The 23,544-nt window shown below is 31.6% G+C and carries 16 protein-coding genes and 1 tRNA gene; 9 read left to right on the plus strand and 8 right to left on the minus strand.

Translation table 11 applies throughout. The annotated features are described in order from the left end of the window. Positions 1-432: 432 nt before the first annotated feature. From FNB79_RS03945 to FNB79_RS03955, 3 genes are all read right to left on the minus strand, one after another. Entirely contained in the window at positions 433-2,277 is a 1,845-nt protein-coding gene (locus FNB79_RS03945; protein WP_143380067.1) for a DUF885 domain-containing protein, read from the minus strand. Positions 2,278-2,497: 220 nt separating this feature from the next. Continuing rightward, a complete protein-coding gene (locus FNB79_RS03950) occupies positions 2,498-3,142 on the minus strand; it encodes a hypothetical protein (protein WP_143380068.1) in 645 nt (214 codons plus the stop codon). Beyond that, positions 3,132-4,193: a YHYH protein gene (locus tag FNB79_RS03955; RefSeq protein WP_143380069.1), complete on the minus strand. Its 1,062-nt coding sequence runs from the start codon at positions 4,191-4,193 to the stop codon at positions 3,132-3,134. Before FNB79_RS03955 ends, FNB79_RS03950 begins: the two co-directional genes overlap by 11 nt. Positions 4,194-4,510: 317 nt before the next feature. On the opposite strand from FNB79_RS03955, the gene FNB79_RS03960 reads away from it, so the two are divergent. Continuing rightward, positions 4,511-4,858, plus strand: coding sequence for an ArsR/SmtB family transcription factor (locus tag FNB79_RS03960; protein WP_143380070.1), 348 nt, complete (start codon positions 4,511-4,513; stop codon positions 4,856-4,858). A gap of 101 nt (positions 4,859-4,959) precedes the next feature. Then, the gene (locus FNB79_RS03965) at positions 4,960-5,970 is read left to right on the plus strand and encodes a permease (RefSeq protein WP_143380071.1); all 1,011 of its coding nucleotides are present in this window, start codon (positions 4,960-4,962) and stop codon (positions 5,968-5,970) included. A gap of 98 nt (positions 5,971-6,068) precedes the next feature. On the opposite strand, the gene FNB79_RS03970 is transcribed toward FNB79_RS03965, so the two are convergent. Next, positions 6,069-6,142: transfer RNA gene (locus tag FNB79_RS03970), tRNA-Ile, on the minus strand. Positions 6,143-6,349: 207 nt separating this feature from the next. On the opposite strand from FNB79_RS03970, the gene rbfA reads away from it, so the two are divergent. Together rbfA and FNB79_RS03980 are read left to right on the plus strand one after the other, a co-directional pair. Next, on the plus strand, positions 6,350-6,742 hold the full coding sequence (gene rbfA / locus FNB79_RS03975) for a 30S ribosome-binding factor RbfA (RefSeq protein ID WP_143380072.1): 393 nt from the start codon (positions 6,350-6,352) through the stop codon (positions 6,740-6,742). A gap of 1 nt (position 6,743) precedes the next feature. Continuing rightward, the gene (locus tag FNB79_RS03980; protein WP_143380073.1) at positions 6,744-7,949 is read left to right on the plus strand and encodes an ABC transporter permease; all 1,206 of its coding nucleotides are present in this window, start codon (positions 6,744-6,746) and stop codon (positions 7,947-7,949) included. A gap of 115 nt (positions 7,950-8,064) precedes the next feature. On the opposite strand, the gene dusB is transcribed toward FNB79_RS03980, so the two are convergent. From dusB to FNB79_RS03995, 3 genes are all read right to left on the minus strand, one after another. After that, the gene (dusB, locus tag FNB79_RS03985) at positions 8,065-9,060 is read right to left on the minus strand and encodes a tRNA dihydrouridine synthase DusB (protein WP_143380074.1); all 996 of its coding nucleotides are present in this window, start codon (positions 9,058-9,060) and stop codon (positions 8,065-8,067) included. 148 nt (positions 9,061-9,208) lie between these two features. Then, a complete protein-coding gene (locus tag FNB79_RS03990; protein WP_143380075.1) occupies positions 9,209-9,577 on the minus strand; it encodes a carboxypeptidase-like regulatory domain-containing protein in 369 nt (122 codons plus the stop codon). Between the two features lie 90 nt (positions 9,578-9,667). Next, positions 9,668-12,076 (minus strand): TonB-dependent receptor, encoded by a 2,409-nt coding sequence (locus FNB79_RS03995; protein ID WP_143380076.1) that lies wholly within the window; start codon positions 12,074-12,076, stop codon positions 9,668-9,670. Positions 12,077-12,245: 169 nt separating this feature from the next. On the opposite strand from FNB79_RS03995, the gene lepA reads away from it, so the two are divergent. From lepA to FNB79_RS04020, 5 genes are all read left to right on the plus strand, one after another. Further along, a complete protein-coding gene (lepA, locus tag FNB79_RS04000; protein WP_143380077.1) occupies positions 12,246-14,042 on the plus strand; it encodes a translation elongation factor 4 in 1,797 nt (598 codons plus the stop codon). Between the two features lie 249 nt (positions 14,043-14,291). Continuing rightward, positions 14,292-15,707, plus strand: a complete 1,416-nt coding sequence (locus FNB79_RS04005; RefSeq protein WP_143380078.1) for a glycogen synthase — start codon at positions 14,292-14,294, stop codon at positions 15,705-15,707. Then, complete coding sequence (locus FNB79_RS04010) at positions 15,704-16,969, plus strand: glucose-1-phosphate adenylyltransferase (protein ID WP_143380079.1); 1,266 nt, start codon at positions 15,704-15,706, stop codon at positions 16,967-16,969. Before FNB79_RS04005 ends, FNB79_RS04010 begins: the two co-directional genes overlap by 4 nt. A 62-nt stretch (positions 16,970-17,031) precedes the next feature. Beyond that, positions 17,032-18,942 carry a 1,4-alpha-glucan branching protein GlgB gene (gene glgB / locus FNB79_RS04015; RefSeq protein WP_143380080.1) on the plus strand — a complete coding sequence of 637 codons (1,911 nt, stop codon included), beginning with the start codon at positions 17,032-17,034 and terminating at the stop codon, positions 18,940-18,942. 138 nt (positions 18,943-19,080) lie between these two features. Further along, entirely contained in the window at positions 19,081-21,483 is a 2,403-nt protein-coding gene (locus FNB79_RS04020) for a glycoside hydrolase family 31 protein (protein ID WP_143380081.1), read from the plus strand. A 79-nt stretch (positions 21,484-21,562) separates the two neighbouring features. On the opposite strand, the gene FNB79_RS04025 is transcribed toward FNB79_RS04020, so the two are convergent. Beyond that, positions 21,563-23,398, minus strand: coding sequence for a cation:proton antiporter (locus FNB79_RS04025; protein WP_143380082.1), 1,836 nt, complete (start codon positions 23,396-23,398; stop codon positions 21,563-21,565). Between the last annotated feature and the right edge of the window lie 146 nt (positions 23,399-23,544).

Raw genomic sequence — 23,544 nt, forward strand, 5'->3', positions numbered from 1 at the left:
TATAAAAATTATATCAGACCTATTTAGTTACTAAAGTTAAAAATTAACTACCACATAAAAAAGCGAATCCAAACAACATATATATTATAAAATTAAAACAAACGGCTAAATACATTTTAAGTACTTAGCCGCTGGAATGTATAAAAAACACAATGCTTTTATTGCATGATATTACACCTATAATTTATAATTAAAATTACATTTTTATAGTCATACATTATTTCAATTAAAGCATCATTTAAAAATGAACCCAGTAGTTTTTTTAAACACTAATTTTAAGTCTATAAGTTAAAAAATTAGCACTAGAATAAAGACACAAACTTATCGGTAATAGTATAGGTTTACAGCTTATTTTTAATTTTAAAAAACACACAAATTTTTAAAAATTTAATAAGTTTATAAATTATCAAAAAAAATAAAATTTAGCTAGTTTTAAATATCACTATTTTCTGTTTTAGAAGCAATATAATTATCTACAAAATCTTCTAAAACATTTAAAGGTATTGCACCATGCGAAAGCACGACTTCATGAAATTCGCGAACATCAAATTTATCTCCTAAAGCTTCATTTGCTTTGTTGCGTAATTCTAAAATTTTAAGCATTCCTATTTTATATGCTGTAGCTTGACCTGGCATAACAATGTGTCGTTCTACCATTTTAATCGCATCTAACTCTGCATTTGGAGTATTATCTGTATAATACTTAATACCCTCTTCTCTTGTCCATTTTTTTGCATGAATTCCTGTATCCACAACTAACCTACAAGCTCTCCATAATTCCATGGCTAGACGGCCAAAATCTGAATACGGATCTGAATAAAACCCCATTTCTTTAGGTACAAATTCTGAATATAATCCCCAACCTTCTGTATAAGCTGTATAACCTCCAAATTTTCTGAACATATGCACATTTTCTAATTCTTGTTGAATAGCAAGTTGCATATGGTGTCCTGGAATTCCTTCATGGTAAGCTAATGCCTCCATTTGGTAAGTTGGCATCATACTCATATCGTATAAATTTGCATAATAAATTCCGGGTCTAGATCCGTCTGCAGCTGGACGATTATAAAAAGCTTTTCCAGCAGATTTTTCTCTAAACGGCTCTACAGCTTTAACCATAATATCTGTTTTGGGTTTTGTAATAAAAATTTCGTCCAGCCTTGTTTTCATACTATCTATAATATGAACGGCTTTATCAAGATAAGCGGCCTTTCCCTCTGCAGTTGTTGGATAGTAAAATTGCTGATCTGTTTTCATAAATTGAAAAAACTCTTGTAATGTCCCATCAAAACCTACACGAGTACGAATTGCATCCATTTCTTTATGAATTCTTGCAACTTCAGATAATCCTATATTATGTATTTCGTTTGCTGTTAAATCTGTTGTAGTTGTTCTCCTTATAGCATTATTATAAAAGGCTTCGCCATCAGGAAATTTCCAAGCGCCATGATCTGTATTGGCACGCTCTTTTTGGGCTCTCATAAAAGCAATAAGTCCGCTATAAGCTGGTTTAACAAACTCTAATAGGGCTATTTTGGCTTTCTGTTCTAAAATTGTTTTTTCTGCATCATCTATATCTAATGCATTTACTTTTTTAGTAAAATCTTTAAGCAACGTACTTTGAGAATCGGACTCATCGAAAGGTTGACCAACCAAAATATTTTCTGAATCTTGAATAACTTTATCGTAAACAAATTTTGGAGGCATAACACCTATATCTTCACGAGCTTTTAAATTTTCTACCAATTGAGAAAAATATGTTTTAAACGCTTCCAATCTAGAAATATAAGCTTCGGCATCTGCCACATTATCAATACGGTGCATGTTTATTAAAAAAGCAGGCTTACCTGATTGTGCGCCATGCATTTGATTTACTGGATAATTATGTAACCTGTATTTATAATCGTTTATACTATGCTCTACACGTTGTTTAAATAAAGTATAGCTTAACAATGCATCTTCTGATAATGCATCTACATTTACAGAGTCTGTTAACCACACTAAATATGCTTCGTTAATTTTCAAGTCGCGAACTTCAGCTTCAGGAGAATTATCATTTAATTTACCGTAATCTGTTTTGATTCCAAGTCTGGTTTGAAATTCAGGGTTCAATTCAACTTGCTTATCAAATGCTTTTTGAAAAAAAACATTAACTTTTTTAGATTCTGCAACACTATCTACGTCTGAAATAGTTGAGGTTTTGGGCTCTGTTTTACATGAAAGAAATACCGTTATAGCGCATAAGGCTAATGTGGGTTTTAAAAAAAAGTGTTTCATTAATTAGGTTATTATTAGTATTAAAAAAAGTAATAGAAATGTATAAAACACTTTTCAAGTTTGTAAAAACAAAAACGAAATAACTTACTGTTTAAGAAGCTACAAAAATTCAAGACATGATACACATCATTTCAAATATAACATATTCGTTTTAAATGTAAGATTTCATGAATGTTGGATCTGTTTTTAATAAAAAAGCGAACCTAATGATTCGCTTTTTTTATATTTCAAAAATGAATTCTTTTCTTTTTTTAATTATATATACCAGCCCGAAAAATACAATAATACAGACTATAAAAATTCCATATTTAAAATTTAAATATTCAGTTTTAGTTTTGGCTTTTATCTCATGCCATTTTCCATTAACATACTCAATATATAAAGTATGATTATTATCTTGTGTTAATGTATATTTTGTTGTTGGAAATTGATCTAAAAGAAAAATAACTATAGATTGGTTATTATGAATATCTTTAAACAATTCGTTTTTTAATTGAATTGTTTTAATATTATCAGGCATACCCAAAACTTCTGTAACTAGCTTTGTTTCATGACCTAAAAACACTTTGGGATCTTTAAACTGTAAGGTATCTTTATTATTTATTACAATTGAAAAATTAGCATAAAAATGTTTTAGTACTAAATCTCGAAATGCTTTTGGTGTGTTATACGCACCTGTCCCATTTATATAATTTACCTCTTCTTGAAAAGCTGTTAAAGAAGTATTTATTTGTAAAACGATTTGTCCGCTATCTGTTTTTGAAATAATAACATTAGAAAAATCTGGACTGTGAGCTTGGGTAAAATAACTCACAAAAAACAACACAAGAACACTATATACTGTTCGTGTTTGTTTACAAAGCATATTCACCTCTTAAACCGTTAATAAAATTATTACTTCCTGCTTCATCTACATGATAATGATAACCTCTTATTTCATCATAGTGCCCTCTAGATTCATCTAAATCTGTGTCTGCTTTTCCGTTTGCATCTGTATTTGCATAAATTGCATAACCATCAAAGGCATAGCCAATCATGGGTGCATGACCATCTTTTTGTTCAATATTTTTAGACACTCCAGTTGCAGCATGATAATGATAACCTTCGTTTAAGTTTATATGTCCGCCGGCATCATCAAAAGGAGCAATAGTATAAGCACCTAAAATGTTATCAACAGGAGCAGGTGCATTAAAAACAACACCATTAAATGCTAATCCTCTGTTAGAAGGCATACCCGATTCATTTTCTGGAGGTCTTCCGCCTTCAGGGCGTTCTCCTTTTTCAGGATGTTCTGGTCTTTCATGTCCATCTGGCCCACCAGGACCTCTACCACCTCCTCTTGAAAAACTATATGCTTTTTCGGCTTTTTTAGGAGTTACAGGAATATAATATGTGTGTGTTATTTCACCTAAATAAGAAGGTAAACACTCTACACAAAAATTTTTATATTCTTCTCCAACATTAGGATTAGCAGCTTCTTCACACTCTTGTTTAGTTTTTGTTTTAGTGATTTCGCCTGTTTCTTTGTCGTATAACATCCAAGTATCATCTTCATAAAATGTAGCCAAATTTTTAACAAATTCTCCATCTACATCATATACTTTACCGTCTTCTAGCCATATACCACCTGCAGAAGCATCATCTGTAATATTAGTTGGACACCACGGTCCCATTTCATGATCTGTTGGTGTTGCTGTTGTTACTATTTTAAAACAATCTGCTGTAGTGCCATCAGATAAAGTTCTACTAACAATAGTAATAGGTTCGGCCAATCCTTCGGCAATAAAATTTTCACTCTTCACAGGAATTATTACTTCAGCTGTTTCAGAATTTTTGGCATGATTGGACTCCTTTTTTTTGCAAGTAGTAAAACCTATAAGTACTATTATTAATAGTATAAATTTATTTATTTTCATAAATTCAGGTTGGAATTAGATTGTTCATTAAAACCCATTAAATGAATTGTAAACATCCATCAATTTAAAATCAAATATAAAATATATGCTCTGGATCCACCTATATAACTCATTAATTTAAGAATTAATATGGAATATTTAAACACACATTGACTTATTTTAGATTTTAATTTTTAATTTAATAAAAGACTCTATTTTTAAATTGATATCGTTCCCTATTCCTTTTTAATAACATTGCATTTTGTATGTTAGAGTGAAATAGCTACATTTGTAACATATGCATTTTTTCGCATATAATAAAAACACATATTTAGTAAATGAAAACCAGTATAGAAAATAGTATTTCCGTTTTTAAAGCCTTATCTGAAATCACTCGGCTCAAAATTATTTGGTTATTAATAAATGTAGATTCTAAAATTTGCGTATCAGAAATTATAGATGTTTTAAATGTGCCACAATATAATGTCTCACGTCATTTACGTATATTAAGTAAAGCTGGTATTTTAAACGAAAGTAAGGAAGGTAAATGGGTTTATTATTTTATTAACAACACAGATAGTGAATTTTTAAATCACATAAAGAGAGCGGTGAGTACTATTTCTGAAAATGATATGAAAACCGAAATAAAACGTTGCAAACAAAAACTTTTAATACGCGAAAACTAATATAACAAGGTGAATAAATTGTATTAGTTTTTTTTAAACCTAAACATATGCACTATAAAGCATATGTTAATTATTATTTACTAATTTTATAACTATTTAAAATGAATGAAAATTTAAAAATTGCACTAGACGAATTTATTCATGTAAGTGTAGCCTTATTTTTTATTATTGCTTTTGTATCATTACTAACTGGGTTTATACGTGCTTATATTCCCCAAGAAAAACTACAGAAACGATTAAGCAAAACTGGTAAATTTAGTGGTATAATGGGTGCCATATTAGGAATTCCAACTCCTTTTTGTAGTGCCTCTATGGTACCGGTGTCTATGGGAATGTTAGAAATGGGAGCACCTTTATCTATGGTTTTTTCTTTTTTATTATCAGCACCCTTAGCAAACTTTGTTGTTGTAGCATTTGTATTTACAGTGTTTGGTTTAAAAGTAGCTGCGGTGTATTTTCTGGTTGTATTTTTTGGAGCAATTGTTTTTGGGACAATTGTTGGTAACACATCGCTTGTAAACCACGTAAAAACTATAGGAAAGAAACAAAACGAAAACACTTGTACTGAACAACAATCCAAACCAAGTTCGTGCTCGCAAACAGTACAGATTACAGAGCCAGTAACCGTAATTTCAACTTGCACACCAAAACCTCAACAAACAAGTTGTACCTCGACTAGTACGCCATTTACAACTATTAAAAATAAAAAAGTAAAAGAAGCGCTAGATTTTGCTTGGTCTCTTTTTAAACGCATTATGCCTTATATTTTATTAGGCGCAATTATAAGTGCTATTTCTGTTGTGTTTGTTCCAGATTCTTTTGTTGAAAAATACCTAGGTAATGATAATCCGTTAGCCATATTATTAGCTGCAATTATTGGCGTGCCATTATATCTTAGAATAGAAATGGCTATTCCGCTATTAAGTGTTTTAATAGGTAAAGGCATGAGTATGGGCTCCGCCATGGCATTACTAATTGGTGGTACTGGGGCTAGTTTACCCGAGATAGCTATAGTATCGTCTATGTTAAAACCTAAAGCTGTAGCTGCCTTTGTAGGTTCTATAGTGTCTATAGCAATAATTGGTGGATTTATTTTTTTCTATATGTTTTAGTCTTTACACTAAAACATATAGAAGTATGCCTATTGTTTTTATATTACTACAACAAAAAAAGCCTTTCGATTTCTCGAAAGGCTTTAACAATATTGAAGTGGTCCCACCTGGGCTCGAACCAGGGACCACCTGATTATGAGTCAGGTGCTCTAACCAACTGAGCTATAGGACCTCAAAATTGGAGTGCAATATTACTATTATTTTTAAAATACTGCAAGCCTTTTTCTAATTACTTTTATAAAATATAATATTTAAAAGGTCAATTATATACTCTTTTCTCGTAGTAGACTGTGTATTAAAGAAGTTATACTTTTATAATAAGATGTAAATTTTACATGCAAAACTATTATTATCTTTAAATATCAACTATTTTTGCACCATGGAAAGTAATAGACAAAAAAAAATAGGCTCGGTTTTACAACGTGATTTAGTAGATGTATTACAAAGTGCCGCAACTCAAGGAGGCATGCAGGGCATTCTTATATCGGTATCTAAAGTTAATGTAACGGTAGATTTGTCCATAGCTAAAGTATATTTAAGTATTTTTCCTAATAATAAAGCTAAAGAATTGTTAGAAGGCATTCGCTCTAATACACCATTAATTAGACATGAATTAGCACAACGTACAAAACATCAATTACGTAGAATGCCTAATTTAGAATTTTTTGTTGATGACTCTTTAGAATACATAGACCAAATAGAACGCTCTTTAAAAGGAATAGACAACCCAATTAATGACCCTGAACTATTAGGAAAACGCAAAAAATCTTAGATTGAATTTCTCGCTGTACATCGCCAAACGTTATTTGCGCTCTAAAAGCAGCAACAATGCTATTAATTTTATAACAATAATTGCTGCTGTTGGAGTTATTTTGGGAGCGGCTTCCTTATTTATAGTCCTTTCTGGATTTGCTGGTTTAAAAGATTTTACTTTAAAATTTTCTACAATAATCGATCCCGATTTAAAGGCTATTCCTAGCCAAGGGAAATCGGTTACCTTAACAGATTCACAATTTAACGCCCTAGAAAATTTAGATGGTATAGCCTCTTATACAAAAATCATTGAAGAGCGCGTTATTTTATCTTACGATGAAAAAAATTATCCTGCTTACATAAAGGGTGTCGATGAAAATTACAGTCAGGTTAATGCTATAGATTCTGTAATAGTACAAGGAAGTTGGTTAAGGCCAAACACTAACCAAATGGTTGCTGGATGGGGTGTTTCTAGTCATTTATCATTAGGTGTTTTAGATTATGGAAAATCGGTTACCATATACGTTCCTAAACCTGGAACAGGGCAAATCAGCTCAACAAAAAGTGCTTTTAATGCCATAGAGTGTATAAATGTAGGCTTATTTGATGTTAATGAAACTTTGAACGAAACCTATGTGTATACCACATTTAATATGTCTCGAGATCTATTAGGATACAAACCCAATCAAATTTCTGCTGTAGAATTTAAATTAAATCCGAACAGCGATGAAACCAAAGTTAAAACTGAACTTGAAGCTATTCTTGGAGACCAATTTACAATTAAAAATCGTGTTCAATTAAATGATGCACTCTACAAAATGTTAAATACAGAGAATCTTGCTGTATATTTAATATTTACTTTGGTATTAATTATTGCACTATTTAATGTAATTGGATCTATAGTTATGATGATTCTTGACAAGAAAAAAACATTAAGTACACTTTATAAACTTGGTGCTTCCGTGAAAGAAATTAGACGTATATTTTTCTATCAAGGGAGTTTAATGGCTGTATTTGGAGGTGGTGTTGGATTAATTATTGGGCTAATTATTGTAGGATTACAACAAGCTTTTTCTTTAGTTATGATTACACCAAGCTTACCATACCCAGTAACCATCACTCTTACTAACATAATTGTAGTGTTACTTACTATATCTGTACTAGGAATTATAGCATCAAAAATTGCTTCTGTAAGAATTTCTAAATCTTTAATTGAAACTATTTAAATTTAGCTTTTTATAAAAATATTGCCACAACGCTATTACTCTTAAATCTAAATTATACCATAGTAACCCTTAGTTTGCAAACCAATACTCCCATTTCCTTAATTAACTCGTACTCTTAATGCTCAAAGGTATAATCAGAAAAATCTTGTAAGACCAGATCAAACGTTTCAAATACATCTTTAGAAACATCGCTAGTAACCATTTTTTGACGGTATTCTTTAAAGTGTGGAATTCCTTTAAAATAGTTTGTGTAATGACGTCGAGTTTCAAACACACCTAATGTTTCTCCTTTCCAATCAATTGCCATTTGTAAGTGTTGCTTAGCGGCTTCTACACGTTCTTGGATCGTAATTGGAGCAAGGTGTTCTCCTGTTTCAAAAAAATGTTTTACCTGTTTAAAAAACCACGGATTTCCTATACTTGCGCGTCCAATCATACAGCCATCTAATCCATATTCATCGCGCATTTTCATAGCTTTTTCAGGCGTATCTACATCACCATTCCCAAAAACAGGAATGTGCATTCGCGGGTTGTTTTTAACCTCAGCAATTGGCCCCCAATCTGCATCTCCTTTATACATTTGTGCACGCGTACGCCCGTGAATTGAAATTGCTTTACAGCCTACATCTTGTAAACGCTCGGCCACTTCAAGAATACGTATAGACTCATGATCCCAACCCAAACGTGTTTTTACTGTTATTGGTAAATGTGTACGCTTAACCATGGCTTCGGTTAAACTTACCATTAAATCTATATCTTTTAAAATCCCTGCACCAGCACCTTTAGAAACTACTTTTTTTACAGGACAACCAAAATTAATATCAATAATATCTGGTTTAGAATCGGTTACAATATCTACAGTTTGTAGCATACTATCTAGGTTAGCTCCAAAAATTTGAATTCCAACAGGACGTTCTTTTTCGTAAATATCTAATTTCATGGTGCTTTTAGCTGCATCACGAATTAAACCTTCGCTAGAAATAAATTCTGTATATACCACATCTGCACCTTGTTCTTTACAAAGTGCTCGAAAAGGTGGATCGCTAACATCTTCCATAGGAGCTAAAAGCAATGGAAAATCGGGAAGTTCTATAGTATCTATTTTAACCAAAATATGTATTTTTTGAGTGAGCAAAAATACTTAAAATGATAGAATTTACACTATACCTGTACTGATTTGTATATTAAGGTGTTAATACAATATGTTAAATTCTTACGGTGTAAAATTAGAATAGGATGTAATTAATGTAATTTTTAGACTATTCATTAGGTTCATCATCTACATGAACTTCAATAACTTTAAGTTCGTCTTGAGATGCTTCTTGTAAAATAACGGGTTTTAAATATAGCACTTTATCTATAATCAATTCTGAACTGTAAGCAGAATAACCTACAAAACTTATATCTATTTTATAAGTTCCAGACGGTATATCTTCTATTACAAAATATCCGCTTTCATTTGTTATAGTTCCTAAAATATTACTTTCATCTTGGGTATTTATCAAAATAATGTTCGCGTAAGATATGGGTAAGTTATTATTATCTAAAACCTTACCAGAAATTTTAATTTCTTGAGAGACACAAAAATAAGAACACAGTAAAAATAGATAAGTTAGTTTTAAAGACATAAAATGAAAAATGGTTATTCAAAAATAACATAAATAATTCAAATTAAATTGATAGTTAAGTATATTATAAATCAATCACATAGAACTGGACTAATTATTTGTGCTTTCTGAACTTAATCGATTTCTTTCATTTATTTCTTTTTCTTCTTTTTCGTTGGTTGAAAGTTTAGTGTTTCCGAAGTTATAACGCAGGCCAAAACGAAAATATTGATTATCGTATTTATTATTATAGGTATTATCCTGATTTAAATATTTGTTTTTAACGGTGAAATTTGAAGTTTTAAAAATATCATTGAGTTTTAAAGACGCTACCCATTTACCATTATTAAAGCTTTTTTTTAAGCCTAGATCTATTTGCGCTCTAGAAGAAATATCTGAAGATCCGTTAATCATAGGAGACATATATAATACTGATATTTCTCCGCTCAAACTTCGATCTTCAGTAAAGGAAAAAAAGTTCATAATATTAGTATACATGGACCACATATCGTTAGTCTCAATAGAATTTCCGCTTTCTATAGCTTCAAAATACGTTTTATTATGAAAAATAGAATTTACTACATATACAGACCACACATGGGTAAACTGCTGATACATGAGAAAATCAAAACCAAAATCTACAGATTTATCTAAATTGGTAGGCAAGTAAAAAATCTGATTGGTTTCATTATCCTGAAATACTAATTCTGATGTTGGTTTATCTTCAAACCTATAATACAATTCAAAAGTATAAATACTTTTAAACGTATATGATAAGGTTGTTAAATGAGAAATTGTAGGTTCTAAATTTGGGTTTCCTTGTAAGAAGGTATAATCGTTAAAATAATATTTAAACGGATTTAATGACGCATATGAAGGACGCTCTATACGTTTACCATAAGACAGTCCTAAACTATTATCTTCATTAAAATCGTGAGAGACATTAAAGGTTGGAAAGAGCTCTAAATAATTAAAAGAGTTTAGTGTGTAAAGGCTAGATAATTTGCCTTCTGCATCTGTAAATTCACCTCTTAAACCTGCAGATAAACTCCATGTATCCCATGATTTAGACAAGTTTACATAAGTAGCATAATTCATTTCATTATAATCAAAAGTACCGCTATTTATTTCATCAATTACAAAACGATCGCCTTCTAAATAAAATTGATCTATACTACTTTTAGAATCTATTAAAGAGACTTTGGCTCCAAAACTTAAAGCGATATCCTTGTTTAAAAAAGTACTGTAATCTGCTTGGCCCGAATAAATATAAGTATTCTGCACAGAATTAGAATTAAAAATATTATCACGAGTAAAAACATTATTAATATCGTAATATTTAGAATTCATGTCTTGTTGTCTGTCATAATCATAATGAGTATGATGCATGTTTACAGAAAACGTATTTCCATCCTCAGACGTATTAATATAATCTAAATTTAAAGCTACATTAGTTTTAGTATCGTCTATATTATTTTTAGAAATAAATGACGAATCTATGGCTTGAGTGGTCATATTTGCTTTTCTGTTCCAATAAGGTGTCAGGTTTAAATTACCAAAAAAGGAAATAACATTTGCATCATTAATTGTATAATCTAAATTTGTATTTAATTGATGTGATTTTGAACTGGTATTTCTATCAATTTTATCTGTCCATTGTCCAACAACAGTATTGTTTTCTATAAAATTAATTTCGCTGGTGTTTATTCTATTTTTCTTTCGTTCTTCATAAGAATAGTTTGCAAACACACTTATTTTGTCTGTTTTATAAAAGTGATTTGTCCCTACATTAATTCCAGGATATATCCCTTGCGTATAATTTCCGTAAACACTACCATTATAACCTACAATTAGGTTTTTACTCATGGTGATATTAATAACGGCAGATCCTTCTGCATCGTAAATTGCTGGCGGATTTGTTATAACTTCTACGGATTGCACATTGGTAGCTGTGGTTCCTGCTAACAATTGTTGTAAATCTTCTCCAGTTAAATACACCCGTTTATTATTTATTAAATAAATAATGTTTGCACTGTTTCTAACACTGATTTCATCATTAATAATTAAAATACCTGGTGTACTTTTTAAAACATCCATCACACTACCTTCGGTTAAAGACGTTTCTTCAATATTAAAAATTATACGGTCTGATTGTTTTTTATAGGTAGGGCGCTTAGCAAAAATATTAACAGCATCTAATGTCTCATTAAATTCTCCTAAAGTAATAGTCTGTAAATGGGTAGAAGATTTTAACTCAATGGTCGTTTTGTAATGAGAATAGCCTATAAAACTAATATCTAAATTATAAGAGCCAGATTGTAACTTTTTAATTTCAAAATAACCTTTATCATTAGTTAATGTACCCTTCACATCAGATTCATTAATTGCATTGATTATAATAACATTGGCATAAGCAATAGGCTTATTAGATTGATCTACAATCTGACCTGTTATTTTAATGTCTTGACAATAACAAAAAAATGTAGAGAAAATAAAAAGAACAGAAAATTTAATTGACATAATAGCAAAAATGATTACTCAAATGTAGCATTAAATCATCTAATATATTTAATAGACCTCCATCTGGCAAATTAAAGTTATAGAGCATTGTAACTAGTCTTTAAAAAATATTAAATTGCTAATCTATTTCTGCTATATTTGCAGATTAAAGCAAGGTATAGTTTTCTTTATGAAGCACATCAGAAATTTTTGCATAATTGCACACATAGATCACGGTAAAAGCACATTAGCCGATCGTTTATTAGATTATACAGGTTCGGTTACCGAACGCGAAAAACAAAACCAATTACTAGATAATATGGATTTGGAACGCGAACGTGGTATTACCATTAAATCGCATGCCATACAAATGGATTATATCTATAAAGGCGAACAATTTGTATTAAACCTTATTGATACTCCTGGCCACGTCGATTTCTCTTATGAAGTCTCTCGATCTATAGCAGCTTGCGAAGGTGCCCTTTTAATTGTAGATGCGGCACAAAGTATACAAGCCCAAACCATTTCAAATCTGTATTTGGCTTTAGAAAATGATTTAGAAATTATCCCCGTTCTTAATAAAGTAGATTTACCAAGTGCCAACCCTGAAGAAGTTACAGACGATATTGTTGATCTTTTAGGTTGCGAACCGGAAGATGTTATACATGCCAGTGGTAAAACGGGGTTTGGAATAGACAAAATTTTAGAAGCCGTAATTGAACGTATTCCTGCTCCAAAAGGAGATCCAGAAGCGCCTCTTCAAGCCTTAATTTTTGACTCGGTTTACAATACATTTAGAGGTATAGAGACTTATTTTAGAGTCTTTAATGGTGAAATTAAAAAGGGACAAAAAATTAAATTTGTCGCTACAAATAAAGAATACTTTGCAGACGAAGTAGGAACCTTAAAACTCACTCAAGTAGCTAAAACAAGTGTAAAAGCAGGAGATGTAGGGTATTTAATTACCGGTATTAAAACCGCTAAAGAAGTAAAAGTTGGAGATACCATTACAGATTTTGAAAAACCAACAACAAATATTGTTGAAGGATTTGAAGATGTAAAACCCATGGTTTTTGCAGGAATTTACCCTGTTGATACAGAAGATTACGAGGAGTTACGTAACTCTATGGAAAAATTACAATTAAACGATGCCTCTTTAGTATTTTTTCCAGAAAGTTCTGCCGCTTTAGGTTTTGGTTTCCGTTGTGGATTCTTAGGAATGCTACACATGGAAATTATACAAGAACGTTTAGAGCGTGAGTTTGATATGACGGTTATTACCACAGTACCCAACGTGTCTTATTACGCCTATACAAACAAAAATCCTGATGTCCCATTAATAGTAAATAACCCATCAGACTTACCAGAACCATCAACCGTTAACAGAGTTGAAGAACCTTACATAAAAGCAACCATTATTACAAAGGCAGATTTTGTAGGAAATGTAATGTCGCTTTGTATTGAAAAACGTGGTATGATTTTAAATCAGACCTATTTAACACCAGAACGTGTAGAGTTAACGTTTGATATGCCTTTAGCCGAAATTGTATTCGACTTTTACGACCGTTTAAAAACGGTATCTAAAGGGTATGCGTCTTTCGATTACCATCCTATTGGTATGAAAACCTCAAAATTAGTAAGACTGGATATTTTATTAAATGCACAACCCGTAGATGCGCTTTCAGCTTTAATTCATGCCGATAATGCACAAAATATTGGGAAGAAAATGTGTGAGAAATTAAAGGAATTAATTCCGCGTCAGCAATTCGATATTCCAATCCAAGCAGCAATTGGAGCAAAAATTATTTCAAGAGAAACTATAAAAGCATTACGTAAAGATGTAACCGCAAAATGTTATGGAGGAGATATCTCTAGAAAACGTAAACTTTTAGAAAAACAAAAGAAAGGTAAAAAACGTATGCGCCAAGTTGGAAATGTAGAAATTCCACAACAAGCATTCATGGCCGTTTTAAAATTAAACGACTAAAAATAATACCCTTTATAATTATAAAAAACTGTCTTTAAAGGCAGTTTTTTTTGTTTTAAATACAAATTAAATACTACACTTTAAACCAAATATATATCTTGATTTTTAAATATTTAAAACATTACAGTCCAAAAACATAACTGATATTTATTCAAAATAACATTTTTTTTCATAATTGTTTTATAATCATAATAATGAATTGAAATAATCTTTTTAAGTTTATAGAGAAATGCCATTTTTTTATAAGCTATGATAATCACTCATCTAAGTGCCGAATGCTATCCAATCGCCAAAGTAGGCGGTTTAGCAGATGTTTTAGGCGCACTACCAAAATACCAGAATGAACTAGGAGCTACTAGTCAGGTTATAATGCCTTTTTATAAAAACAAGTACACACAATCGCATTGTTTTAAAGCCGTATATAACGATACCATTTTATTAGGTGAAACAGATTACGATTTCAGGATCTTAACATTAAAAGATCATGAAAACGATTTAGGTTTCGATATCTTTTTTGTAGATGTCCCAGAGCTTTTATATACAGATTTTGTTTACACCTCAGATGATACAGAACGTTTTTTAGCATTTCAAATTGCAGCTTTAGATTGGATTGCTCAAGGCGATACCATTCCAGACGTTATTCACTGTCACGATCACCATACGGGGTTAGTTCCTTTTATGATGCAAGAATCTTTTAGATATTCTATGCTAAGAAAAGTCCCTGTGGCCTTTACAATTCATAATGCACAATATCAGGGTTGGTTTTCACACGATTTAGTAAGTCTAATACCTGAATTTAAATTTAGCCATGTAGGATTGTTAGATTGGAACCATGTTATAAACCCTATGGCAGCAGCCATTAAATGTGCTTGGGTAGTAACTACGGTATCACCTAGCTATATGGATGAACTCAAAGAGAATGCTAATGGTTTAGAATCGCTATTAAGTGACGAACATGCTAAATGTATTGGTATATTAAACGGGATAGACACCTCTGTTTGGAACACAGAAACAGACCCTTTAATTATTGAAAACTATACTCAAAAAACTATTGCTGAAGGCAAACAAAAAAATAAAGCCTGGCTGTGTAAAGAATTTAACTTAGATGTAAACAGACCACTTATTGCTTTTATTGGGCGCTTGGTAGAACAAAAAGGAGCCGATTTATTTTCAAAGATTTTTTCAGAATCATTATTTGGCAACGACATCTCAATACTATTATTAGGTTCTGGTGAAAAACACACCGAAAACGACCTGATAAACTTAAAAGAAAAATTTCCAGATAAATACAACGCATACATAGGCTACGACGAAAAACTTTCGCATATTATTTATGCTGGAGCCGATTTTCTTTTAATGCCGTCACGAGTAGAACCTTGCGGATTAAACCAAATGTATGCATTACGATACGGGACAATTCCAATAGTTAATAATATTGGAGGTTTAAAAGATACTGTAGAAGATCTTTATGATGACGGATTTGGAATTTGTCATAACGGTGTTACCATATCAGAAGTTTGTGAAGCCATTGAGCGGGCTTCAGAATTTTACGATTCAGATATATTTAAACAAACTAGAGCAGAAGTTATGGCCATAGACCATTCGTGGCATGCTTCGGCACAATCATATTTAAACGTGTATAACTCATTAAATCCATTTTTATGATTAACAACAAAGTACTATCTATCATTTTAGGAGGAGGTCAAGGCTCACGACTTTTCCCATTAACCGAAGACAGATCTAAACCAGCTGTCCCTATTGCAGGAAAATATCGATTAGTAGATATTCCCATCTCTAACTGTATCAATTCAGACATTAAACGTATGTTTGTTTTAACACAGTTTAATTCTGCATCATTAAACCGCCACATAAAAGATACCTACCATTTTAGCTTTTTTAGTTCTGCTTTTGTTAACGTATTAGCAGCAGAACAAACTTTAGGTAATAGCGATTGGTTTCAAGGTACCGCAGATGCTGTTAGACAAAGTATGCATCACTTTTTAAGAAATGATTTTGAGTACGCTTTAATTCTTTCTGGCGATCAGTTATACCAAATGGATTTTAATGAATTAATAGAAAAACACATACAAAGTGGCGCAGAAATTAGTGTAGCAACTTATCCTGTAAATGCAAAAGATGGTACAGCTTTCGGAATTTTAAAAACCGATGAAAATAGCATGATTTCTTCATTTATTGAAAAACCTAACAGCGAATTAATTAAAGGATGGGAATCTGAAGTTAGTGAAGAAATGAAGAAAGAAGGACGTCACTACTTAGCCTCTATGGGTATATACGTGTTTAATAAACAGCTTTTAGTAGACTTAATGAACGATCCTTCTACTAACGATTTTGGTAAAGAAATTATACCTCAAGCTATTGGAAAACGTCCCGTTTATAGCTACCAATATGAAGGCTACTGGACCGATATAGGAACAATAGAATCCTTCTTTGAAGCGAACTTAGGACTTACAGACGATATTCCTAAATTTAATTTATACGATACCTCACAGCGTATTTATACCCATGCAAGAATGCTACCAACCACTAAATTAGCAGGAACCACTTTAAATAAAGCTGTTATTGCAGAAGGTTGTATTATTCACGCCTCTAAAATTGAACACTCTGTAATCGGTATACGCGCTCGTATAGGAAAAGATACCGTAATTACAAATTCTTATATTATGGGATCAGATTATTATGAAACCTTAGAAGAAATAGATAAAAACCACATTAAAATCCTTGTTGGAATTGGTGAACGTTGTGTTATTAATAATGCTATTATTGATAAAAACAGTAAAATTGGAGATGACGTTACAATTAACGGAGGTAAACATTTAGAAGATACAGAAACCGATCTTTATGTAATTAGAGATGGTATTGTAGTTATTAAAAAAGGAGCTGTTGTACCATCAGGGTTTGTACTATAACACCTAAAGTATCTTTATTTTTTCACTTCAAAATAATTTGAAGCGATTTACAACAAACAACTATGGCAAAGGTTATACCGTTTAGCTTATTTTCAGATTTTGATATTAATTTATTTAAATCTGGAAAACATTATAATTTATTCGAAAAATTTGGATCTCATTTAATAACCTGCGAAGGTGAAAAAGGCACTTATTTTGCAGTTTGGGCTCCAAGCGCAAAATCAGTTTCAGTTATTGGAGATTTTAATTACTGGAACTCTGAAGAGCATCCGCTTTATGTGCGTTGGGATTCTAGCGGAATTTGGGAAGGCTTTATCCCAAATATTGGTAAGGGTAGTCTCTATAAATATGCTATTACTAGCCATAATAACGATATAAAAACAGAAAAAGCAGATCCTTACGGGATACGTTGTGAACAGCCCCCTAAAACTGCATCTATAGTTTGGGACCATTCAGATTATAAATGGAAAGATAAAAGTTGGATGTCTTACCGTAAAGACAAAAATAACTTAGACAAACCTTATGCGGTTTACGAAGTACATTTAGGATCTTGGATGCGTAATGTTGAAGAAGATTGTTTTTTAACCTATAAAGAACTTTCTAAAACTTTAGTAAACTATGTAAAAGACATGAATTTTACTCATGTAGAGTTTATGCCTATTATGGAATATCCTTACGATCCCTCATGGGGCTATCAAATTACAGGATACTTTGCTCCTACATCACGATTTGGTACACCTCAAGAATTTATGCAACTTATAGATGCCTTTCACCAAGCAGATATTGGAGTAATTTTAGATTGGGTTCCCTCCCATTTCCCGTCAGATGCTCATGGTTTAGGCTATTTTGATGGATCTAATTTATACGAGCATCCAGACCCTAGAAAAGGATACCACCAAGATTGGAAAAGTTTAATATTTAATTACGACCGTCCAGAAGTTCGTTCATTTTTAATAAGTAATGCCATATATTGGTTACAAAATTATCATGTAGATGCTTTACGAGTAGATGCCGTAGCATCTATGATTTATTTAGATTATTCTAGAGAAGATGGCGAATGGGAACCAAATATTTACGGCAGTAACGAAAATCTTGAAGCCGTCTCATTCTTAAAAGAATGTAATCAAGCCATATATTCCATGTGTGATGGCGTACAAACTATAGCAGAAGAATCTACAGCTTATACTGGTGTTACCAATAAAGTTGAATTTGGTGGATTAGGCTTTGGAATGAAATGGATGATGGGTTGGATGCACGATACTTTAGGCTATTTTAAAAAAGATCCTATATATAGAAGTTACCACCAAAACGATATTACCTTTAGTTTAGCATACGCATTTTCAGAACATTTTATGCTTCCAATTTCCCATGATGAAGTAGTATACGGAAAAAATTCTGTACTCGGTAGAATGCCAGGAGACGAATGGCAACGTTTTGCTAACCTAAGATTGCTTTACGGATATATGTATACACATCCCGGAACTAAACTGTTATTTATGGGTTCTGAATTTGGGCAGTACAACGAGTGGAATTCGTTAAGTAGTTTAGATTGGAATTTGCTAGAATTTAATCCGCATATACACACCAAAGCGTATGTTAAAACATTAAACACATTATATAAAAATACGCCGGCTTTATATGAAAAAGGATTTAGCCAAGAAGGATTTGAATGGATAAGTTACGACGATCATCAAAACGCAGTTATATCTTACATTAGAAAAGGACATAATTCAGAAAACGACCTTATAGTTGTATGTAATTTTACACCTAATAGTCACAAAAATTATAATATTGGTGTACCCAGAATTGGACGATTAATAGAAGTTTTTAACAGTGATAATACCACATTTGGTGGTAGTGGTGTTTTAAATAGCAAAACCATAAAAATTGAAAAAGAAACTTGGAATAACAAACCATTTAAAGCCTCTATAACAGTACCACCTTTAGCCATTGCTATTTTTAAATATAAATAAACACATTATTTTGTATTATGTTTAATTTTAGTTCTAAAAGAAAATACCATGTATTATAAGTAATTGTATTTTTAATACATGGTATGGATGGCGCTCTGAAGTTTACTTCAGATTTTATACCATTCTAATTGATATACTATGATTATAAATACAGAATTAGAACACAAGGGAAATCAATATCCAAATCATATTGTTTTCTACGAAAAAAATATTAATACCTTACTTTTTAAAACAGAAAACGGTGTAAGCTTACAACTTACTATCGTTCGCGATAGTATTTTACGTTTTCGATATGCATCTTTTGTTAATTTTGAAAACGATTTTTCGTATGCCATTACAAAATATGCCAAAACCGGATACAATCATTTAGAAGTTACAGAAACCGATCAGTATTACATTGTAACTACATCTAAACTGATATGTAATATTAATAAAAGCAACTTAAAAATATCTATTTTCGATAGTTTAGACTTCTCCTTAATTTGTGAAGATGAGATTGGTTACCATTGGGAAGAAAGTTACGACTTTGGGGGAAACATTGTAAAAATGAGTAAAGTCTCTAATGATGGCGAAAGTTATTACGGTTTAGGAGACAAACCCGATCATTTAAATTTAAAAGGAAAGCGTTTTGAAAATTGGGTGTCAGACTCCTTTGCTTTTGGTAAATATACAGATCCTTTATACAAGGCTATTCCGTTTTATACAGGTTTACATCACGGAAAATCTTATGGTATATTTTTCGATAATTCTTTTAAATCCTGTTTTGATTTTGCACACGAACGCAAAAATATAACGAGTTTCTGGGCTTACGGAGGAGAAATGAATTACTACTTTATGTATGGTCCGAAAATGACAGATGTAGTTGCAAATTACACCGATTTAACTGGAAAACCTCATCAATTGCCAGCATTATGGTCTTTAGGCTATCACCAATGTAAATGGAGCTATTATCCAGAAAATAAAGTTAAAGAAATTACATCTAAATTTAGAGAGCTAAACATACCATGCGATGCCATTTATTTAGATATAGATTATATGGAGGGATTTCGATGTTTTACCTGGAACAAAGACTATTTTCCAGACCCAAAACGTATAGTTAAAGAACTAGCAGACGAGGGATTTAAAACCATTGTCATTATAGATCCAGGAATTAAAATAGATCCTGATTATCATGTGTTTCAGGAAGCTTTAGATAAAGATTATTTCTGTAAACGTGCAGATGGTCCATATATGAAAGGAAAAGTTTGGCCAGGACAATGCTATTTTCCAGATTTTACTAAAGCAGAAGTTAGAGACTGGTGGTCTGATTTATTTAAAGAACTGGTAGAAGATATAGGTGTAAGAGGCGTTTGGAACGACATGAACGAGCCTGCTGTAATGGAAGTTCCAAATAAAACGTTTCCAGACGATGTACGTCACGATTACGAAGGAAACCCATGTAGCCATAGAAAAGCACATAATGTATATGGCATGCAAATGGCCAGAGCAACTTACCATGGACTAAAGAAATTTGCATATCCTAAGCGTCCGTTTGTTATTACAAGAGCGGCCTATTCAGGAACACAACGTTACAGTTCGTCTTGGACCGGAGATAATATTGCATCTTGGGAACATTTATGGATTGCCAATGTACAAGCACAACGTATGTCGCTTTCCGGATTTTCTTTTATAGGCAGTGATATTGGAGGGTTTGCAGAACAACCTAATGGCGAGTTGTACGCACGATGGATTCAGTTAGGTGTGTTTCATCCGTTTTGTAGAACACATTCTTCTGGAGATCATGGCGAACAAGAACCCTGGATGTTTGGTGACGAAGTAACAGATATTGTACGTAGTTTTATAGAATTACGCTACCAACTTCTCCCCTATTTATATACTGCTTTTTGGCAATATTTAGATGAAGGTATTCCCATATTAAAATCGCTTGTACTTTACGATCAAGACGATATTCAAACCCATTATCGTACAGACGAATTTATGTACGGAAACGACATTTTAGTGTGCCCCATTTTAGAACCAAATTCTAAAGGACGCCGTATGTATATACCTCGCGGAAAATGGTATAACTTCTGGACTAAAGAACTTATTAAAGGCGGACGAGAAATTTGGATAGATACAGATCTAGATACGATGCCTATTTTTATTAAAGCTGGAAGTATTATTCCTAAATATCCGGTACAACTATATGTGGGTGAAAAGGAAATTGATGAAGTAGTCTTAGAAGTACATTATAAATTAGGTAAAGCACAATCTTTATTATTTGACGACATACATGATGGCTATGATTACACAAAAGGACGTTATAGTTTAAGCAAGTTTAAGCTTAATGGCAAGGCCAACGAGTTAATTATACAGCAACATACCACAGGCAAATTTATAACGCCTTATACACGATTTAAATTGAAATTTATAGGACTCCCTTTCTCTATTTCAAAAATTGAAGTTGATAATGTAGCCATTGATTTACCAAATTTAAACGAGGTAAAAACTAATTTTGAATTAATTGTAGATAAAAATTTTACAGAAATACATCTTATGTAATTACATACAATTTAAACATATAAAAAACGCTCATGAAGATTATTCATGAGCGTTTATATTCTTTTTAAAAGTAAAAAAATTACATGTTCTCGACATCGAAAGGTTTTCCTAAATACACTAAAATATAACCAGGTTCTATAGTATGTTTATCTTTATTTGAAGAAGAAATAATATCTAAAATACCTTTATGGTTTTTAACAAAAATTGGAATAATATCTGGATCTGAATCACTAATATTTAACAAGTTTATAAAATGTGTTTTGTCTTTTATTTCAATTTCATTAATCGCAGGATATTTACGAGTAACTTCACTTAAAGAATTAAAATCATCGGTTTGAGAAAATAAGCCTTCACGCGGAATTATATCTGCATTATTCATTTCATCAGCCGTTAATAATCTAAACGATCCATTTTCACCAAATTGCTTACTAAACTTATTAATAGCGTATTTATTAATGTCTGAACTTGCTGTTAAAGCCATAAGAAATCCAACATCATTCAATTCAATATTATCCATTAACGTATCAGAATAAATGTTAGTATTAATGGCTTCAAGACCTAATTCTTCACTCTTCTTAATGTTTAATGGGTTACTATCTATCATAACCACATGTCTTCCATTTTGTTCTAAATAATGACCAATTAAGCGCGATAATTTAGAAGCACCTACAATTAAAATACCTTCAGATTTTTTCAAAAATACTCCTATTAATTTAGCAAAGACACGTGCTGTTGTGGCATTTAAAAGCACCGTTCCAAGCACAATCATAAACACCAAAGGTGTAATATATTCTGCATCTTGTATACCACTTTTAGCAAGCTTTAGTCCAAATAAGGAAGCTATACCTGCAGCAACAATTCCACGAGGTCCTACCCAACTTACAAATAACTTTTCCTTTAATTTTAAAGACGATTTATATGTACTTAAAAATACAGCTATAGGTCTAATTATAAATACTACAATAGCAAATAATACTGCTGTATTCCAATTGTAAATAAGTAATAGATCACTTATATTAATATTAGCTGCTAATAATATAAATAAGATTGAAATTAATAAAACACTAAGCGATTCTTTAAAATAAAGTAACTCTTTTAAATAAGGCGATTTAGAATTTCCTAAAACCATACCCATTACCACAACTGCTAAAAGACCAGACTCGTGAGCAAAAGAATCGGACAACACAAATACTCCTAATACAGAGGCTAAAGCAAAAACATTAAGTAAGTAATGCGGAATCCATTTTTTATTAATTATAGTATTTAAAGCATGTGCAAACGTAAACCCAAATGTAAACCCAAATAATACAATTTTACCAAATTCTATAAAGGCACGTTTTGTAAACTCTCCACCAGCATCTACACTAATAAATTCAAAAACCAATACGGCAATTAAAGCCCCAATAGGATCTATTAAAATACCTTCCCATTTTAACACCGCAGAGACATCTTTTGGTAATGGAATATTTCTTAAAATGGGCGTAATTACAGTTGGTCCTGTAACAATAATTAATGATGAAAATAAAAATGAAATTTCCCAACTTAAATAAAAGGTATAATGGGCTGCTATTGCTGCTCCAAAAAAAGTAACCGCAGATCCTAAAGTAATAAGTTTAGTTATGGCAGGTGCAACGTTTTTAATTTCGTTTAATTTTAACGTTAAACCACCTTCAAATAAAATAATACTAATAGCTAAAGAGACAAAATAAAATAAACTTTCACCCGGAAATAAACCTTCTCTCCCATTCCAAATGGGTTCAATCCATTTAGATCCATCTTCAGAAAAAAATTCTGCCGCAATAGGGCCAACCAATAATCCAATAAGTATTAAAGGCAAAATGGCAGGAATTTTAAATTTCCAAGCTACCCATTGTGCTAATATCCCTAATATAATTATCCCGGCGAGTTCTAACATGCATTTTTTTTCTTAGGTGAAGATATAAAAGTTTTGGTTTATTTAAAGTGCTCGTTTATTTTTTATGTTAAAAAACACCCAATAAAAAATAACAATTACTTAAAACTACTACACTATTTTTAACTTTACAGCATAAAATTAATAAA

Source organism: Formosa sediminum, from assembly GCF_007197735.1.
GTDB classification, from domain to species: domain Bacteria; phylum Bacteroidota; class Bacteroidia; order Flavobacteriales; family Flavobacteriaceae; genus Formosa; species Formosa sediminum.

Excerpts from the sequence above, each read along its gene's own strand:
- FNB79_RS03990 (WP_143380075.1), bottom strand. The coding sequence starts at position 9,577 with ATGTCTTTAAAACTAACTTATCTATTTTTACTGTGTTCTTATTTTTGT.
- FNB79_RS04010 (WP_143380079.1), top strand. The coding sequence starts at position 15,704 with ATGATTAACAACAAAGTACTATCTATCATTTTAGGAGGAGGTCAAGGC.
- FNB79_RS03960 (WP_143380070.1), top strand. The coding sequence starts at position 4,511 with ATGAAAACCAGTATAGAAAATAGTATTTCCGTTTTTAAAGCCTTATCT.
- FNB79_RS03950 (WP_143380068.1), bottom strand. The coding sequence starts at position 3,142 with ATGCTTTGTAAACAAACACGAACAGTATATAGTGTTCTTGTGTTGTTT.
- FNB79_RS03995 (WP_143380076.1), bottom strand. The coding sequence starts at position 12,076 with ATGTCAATTAAATTTTCTGTTCTTTTTATTTTCTCTACATTTTTTTGT.
- lepA (WP_143380077.1), top strand. The coding sequence starts at position 12,246 with ATGAAGCACATCAGAAATTTTTGCATAATTGCACACATAGATCACGGT.
- FNB79_RS03955 (WP_143380069.1), bottom strand. The coding sequence starts at position 4,193 with ATGAAAATAAATAAATTTATACTATTAATAATAGTACTTATAGGTTTT.
- FNB79_RS03945 (WP_143380067.1), bottom strand. The coding sequence starts at position 2,277 with ATGAAACACTTTTTTTTAAAACCCACATTAGCCTTATGCGCTATAACG.
- FNB79_RS03965 (WP_143380071.1), top strand. The coding sequence starts at position 4,960 with ATGAATGAAAATTTAAAAATTGCACTAGACGAATTTATTCATGTAAGT.
- FNB79_RS04025 (WP_143380082.1), bottom strand. The coding sequence starts at position 23,398 with ATGTTAGAACTCGCCGGGATAATTATATTAGGGATATTAGCACAATGG.
- FNB79_RS04005 (WP_143380078.1), top strand. The coding sequence starts at position 14,292 with ATGATAATCACTCATCTAAGTGCCGAATGCTATCCAATCGCCAAAGTA.
- FNB79_RS04020 (WP_143380081.1), top strand. The coding sequence starts at position 19,081 with ATGATTATAAATACAGAATTAGAACACAAGGGAAATCAATATCCAAAT.
- rbfA (WP_143380072.1), top strand. The coding sequence starts at position 6,350 with ATGGAAAGTAATAGACAAAAAAAAATAGGCTCGGTTTTACAACGTGAT.
- glgB (WP_143380080.1), top strand. The coding sequence starts at position 17,032 with ATGGCAAAGGTTATACCGTTTAGCTTATTTTCAGATTTTGATATTAAT.